At 67.4% G+C, this 236-nt stretch carries 1 protein-coding gene; it reads right to left on the bottom strand.

Going from position 1 to position 236, the window contains the following annotated elements; translation table 11 throughout:
- The coding region (locus SB765_RS33675; RefSeq protein WP_410933042.1) for an asparagine synthase-related protein at positions 1-236 on the bottom strand (236 nt) is incomplete at both ends.

Below are 236 nucleotides of genomic sequence, written 5' to 3'. Positions count from 1 at the left end.
GAGGAACGGTGTGCGTGCCTCCAGGCCCCAGGCCATGGTCATGTTGTCCACGCGCTTGACCGGGTCGTCCACCAGCATCACCGTACTGTCCAGGCGCAGGGCCTTGTCCACTGCATCCCGGGCACCGGGGCGGGCGAAGTGTTCGCGTACGAAGTCGCCGGCCGCGTCGGTTTCCAGTATCCAGGGCGCCTGCACGGTGTTGCGGTACTCGGCGTGGCTGCGGTCGAAGAACGCGT

The organism is Pseudomonas sp. SIMBA_067 (genome assembly GCF_046534675.1).
GTDB lineage: Bacteria > Pseudomonadota > Gammaproteobacteria > Pseudomonadales > Pseudomonadaceae > Aquipseudomonas > Aquipseudomonas putida.
This window is presented reverse-complemented; position numbering and strand designations above follow the sequence as displayed.